The 3,450-nt window shown below is 43.9% G+C and carries 3 protein-coding genes; all 3 read right to left on the reverse strand.

Annotated elements, in window-relative coordinates; all coding sequences use genetic code 11:
- Positions 1 to 87: 87 nt before the first annotated feature.
- From BLT35_RS25895 to BLT35_RS25905, 3 genes are read right to left on the reverse strand one after another with little or no spacing between them, the layout of a single operon-like run.
- Complete coding sequence (locus BLT35_RS25895; protein WP_074730218.1) at positions 88 to 1,113, reverse strand: tyrosine-type recombinase/integrase; 1,026 nt, start codon at positions 1,111 to 1,113, stop codon at positions 88 to 90.
- Entirely contained in the window at positions 1,100 to 2,086 is a 987-nt protein-coding gene (locus BLT35_RS25900; RefSeq protein WP_074730219.1) for a tyrosine-type recombinase/integrase, read from the reverse strand. Before BLT35_RS25900 ends, BLT35_RS25895 begins: the two co-directional genes overlap by 14 nt.
- Positions 2,079 to 3,320 (reverse strand): site-specific integrase, encoded by a 1,242-nt coding sequence (locus BLT35_RS25905; RefSeq protein ID WP_074730220.1) that lies wholly within the window; start codon positions 3,318 to 3,320, stop codon positions 2,079 to 2,081. Before BLT35_RS25905 ends, BLT35_RS25900 begins: the two co-directional genes overlap by 8 nt.
- Between the last annotated feature and the right edge of the window lie 130 nt (positions 3,321 to 3,450).

A 3,450-nucleotide genomic window follows, 5' to 3' on the forward strand; every position in this document is an offset into this window, starting at 1 on the left:
AATTATCGAAAGAATTTGGTTATGGAAAGATTTTCAGTAGCGCCTTAGAATCATCGTTAGGCATTTCCGGAAATCTTTCCATAACAATTATGAATGGCAAAGATCCTGCAACCACTGAAGGATATCCGTATTTTCCTCCCATGAGGGAGTATCCTGGCTGCTTACTTGAGGATATGCCGCTTCCAAAGCCTTTCTTTTGAGCTCCGTATCAAACCTCAAATATATCTCAGTTGTAGTCACACTAACATGACCCAATAAGTCGCGGATATAAATCAGATTGACGCCAGATTCCAACAGATGTAGAGCCTTTGAGTGCCTCAGCATATGAGGGTGTAGCTTTTTCGGAAAAACCTCCTTAGGATGTCTTAGCTTTGCTTGCTTGAAATACTTATCGAGGATGTACGTAATACCGGGTCTTGTAAACGGTTGGTATCTGCTGTTGTGAAACAAGGGACTTTGCTGTCTTCCGTTTTCAAGAAGATGGTTTTCAGCCATGTAGTTTTCAAGAACGCTCCGAGTCTTAGTCATGATCGGAATGTTCCTTTTCTTGTTACCTTTTCCAGTCAAAGTGATCGTTGCGGGCTGGGCCAATCTTACGTCGCAGACTTTTAAATCGATCAATTCCTGTACTCTCGCGCCAGCATCATATAAAACGACCATTAATGCCAAGTCGCGGCGTCCTCTTTTGGTGGATACATCAGGTTGTTCGAACAAATATGCCAACTGATTCATAGAAAGATGCGCTATCGTCTGTTGTTGCTTTTTCTTAAATGGAATGCCAAGAATCCTTTGGCTCTCAAATAGGATTTCTGGATTCTCACTTTGAGCATATCTGAAAAAACTGTGAATGGCGGCTAACCGCTGGTTCCGGGTGCTGGTACTCACATTTTTTGAAGATTCAAGCCAGTGTAAGAAATCCTGAATACTTTGTGTGGTTACAGAAGCGAACGAAATCTTTTCTGGCCTGATCTGCCGTTCCTCTTGCATGAACTTAAGATATTGCTTGAAGGTATCGCGATAGGATTTAATCGTATTGGGGCTGACGTTTCTCTGTCCGGGCAGAAAATCTGTCAGATACCGGGCAAGCGTCTTCGCAAAGTCAGTCTGCTTCATACTGCCTCACCTCCGGAATGATGTATGAGCAGATTTCTTCAATCTTGCTTGTGATGTCGGGATACAAATCAGCAGTCAAACGCAAATATCTTTGGCTGCCTCGCATATCTTCATGGCCGAGATAGGCCGAAAGATAAGGAAGGCTGTTGTTAAGATCCCTTCCGTCTAACACCCATTTCTTTAAGCAATTTACAGCGAAGGTATGCCGAAAATCGTGAATGCGGGGACCTTTTCCTCTCCCCAAATGCGGAATCTTCGCTCTCCAGAGCACATCCCTAAAAAGCTTGTACAGAGTTGATTCGGAATAATGTCCGCCAAACGGAGAAGGAAAGAAGTACGGGTTACCTAACCTTCCAATGTCGACAGTTTTACAATACTCCAGGCATCGCTCTTTAAGACTTTCTGATATTGGTAAAATCCGCTCTTTGTTGAACTTAGCATTGCGAATGTATAAGGAACCACTGTTCAGATCAACATCTTGGATAGTCAATTGCACCGCCTCGGAAATTCGGAGGCCACATCCGTAAAGCATTCGGAGTAATAGCGGCAAGACTAAATGCCGATTAGGTGCGCAACTGTTCGGCGGATATTGATCGCACACCTCAAATATTCGTTTCACTTCGATATTCGAAAATATGTAAGGAATATAAGAATATCTGTTTACGGTGTTCATTGCTTTGGGATATACATACGCTGAATATCCTATGCGATTCATGTATTCTGCCAACCCCCGCAGCAATGAAATCCTACCACATTGGGTGGATAGGGTCTCATTGGGCTTGCGAGCAGTCCACTCTATCACCAGTTCCTTACTTAGAACGGTCTCAGTCGGGCAGTGGCTGTGAACGTAAGAGTCAAAAATCTTCAACAAAGCCGAACCTTTCTTAAATGCATACCCGAGAGCCTGCTTCTCAGCAATGTAGCCTTCAATAGGGATGGACAGCGAGCTTTTGTACGGGCGAGCTTCAGACATGGAGCATCACCTCCTCTGGGTCGAGCGCACAGGCCGCCAGCCCTTTCATATCCGTATGCAGATATACTGAAGTTGACTTCGAGTCTACATGGCCTAGGATTTCGGAGATAACGGCAAGGGATGCTCCCTGCTCCAATAGTGTACTTGCAAGCGAGTGCCTTAACGAATGAAGGCCATGCCGTTTCCCGCGGGGAATAGTAATTCCGGCTAAGCGGGTGTATTTCGTAATTATGTTATGAAGATTGGCGTTTTCACCGAAGGCTTCAAAAGGAGCATGTAGGCGTACAAACAAATAGGGTGTATCGCAAACAGGTCGGGCATGTTGGAGATAATCGATTAATGCCCAGCCCACATCATGCAAAATTGGATAAGTAACTTCGACTTTTGTTTTTTCTTGCGTGATGGTAATGGTTTTAGAAGTCCAATTTAAGTCTGAGAGTTTCAACGCCTTGATATCGCCGGCACGTATTCCAAGCTTTGCGACTAGAAGAAGGATGGCATAGTCTCGTTTCCCGACAGGGTTTGCCCGATCAATAGCATCAAGCATTCGTTTTACCTCGTCCGGATCCCAAGTAGACGGGACAGCAGGGTATTTGTATTTACTCTGCTTCGGCACGCTAAGAAATAGGTCTTCTTTGATGTATCCGTGTAGATAGAGGAACCTCAAGAAAACTCTCAAAGTAGTCAGAATGGACGCTATACTTTTTTCATGATTAGGACAAATGCTAATGACATAATCCGAGATGATTTCAGGCGTGATTTCGCTAAAATCCATCACTCTGCGCATTGACAGGTAATCGATGAAGAAAAATAATCGCTGCAGTCTGGTGCGCATACCGCGTAGCGAGTATTCATTGCTTTCACATTCTTTTTCGTACGCGGTCAGAGCTTCCTCAAACTGTGGTGGCTTCACATAACCCTTGCGCTTCTTAATCCTGCGAATGACAACACCATGAAGTTGGAAATCGCCGAGAAGTCGGACCGAGCGAATGGCTTGTTTCGCCTTTTTAGGGAAGATATCCAGATAGTAATTTGTTGTACAGCCATATTTTTCTTTCAAGTATACTTTTCCGAAATCCTCGGAAAAGTATTGCACATTTCTGTCTCTCGCGAATGCACAGATCCTTTTGAACGAAGCGCGCAATTGGCATATGGTGTTATATGCGTAATGCAAACGCTCAAGTTCTTTGACGACCTCTGCCGCGAGTTCCTCAATTGGTTTCCTTGGTTCCATGGCTTACCTCCAATAGACATGATAAATTCATTGTCTATTCTGAGGTGTTATGGAAAGAAATCAATGTACATTCATTGAAATAACGGGATGTACGCTCAATTCTTTCCATAACCAAATTCTTTCGATAATT

Source organism: Paenibacillus naphthalenovorans (genome assembly GCF_900099895.1).
Classification (GTDB): Bacteria; Bacillota; Bacilli; order Paenibacillales; family NBRC-103111; genus Paenibacillus_G; species Paenibacillus_G naphthalenovorans.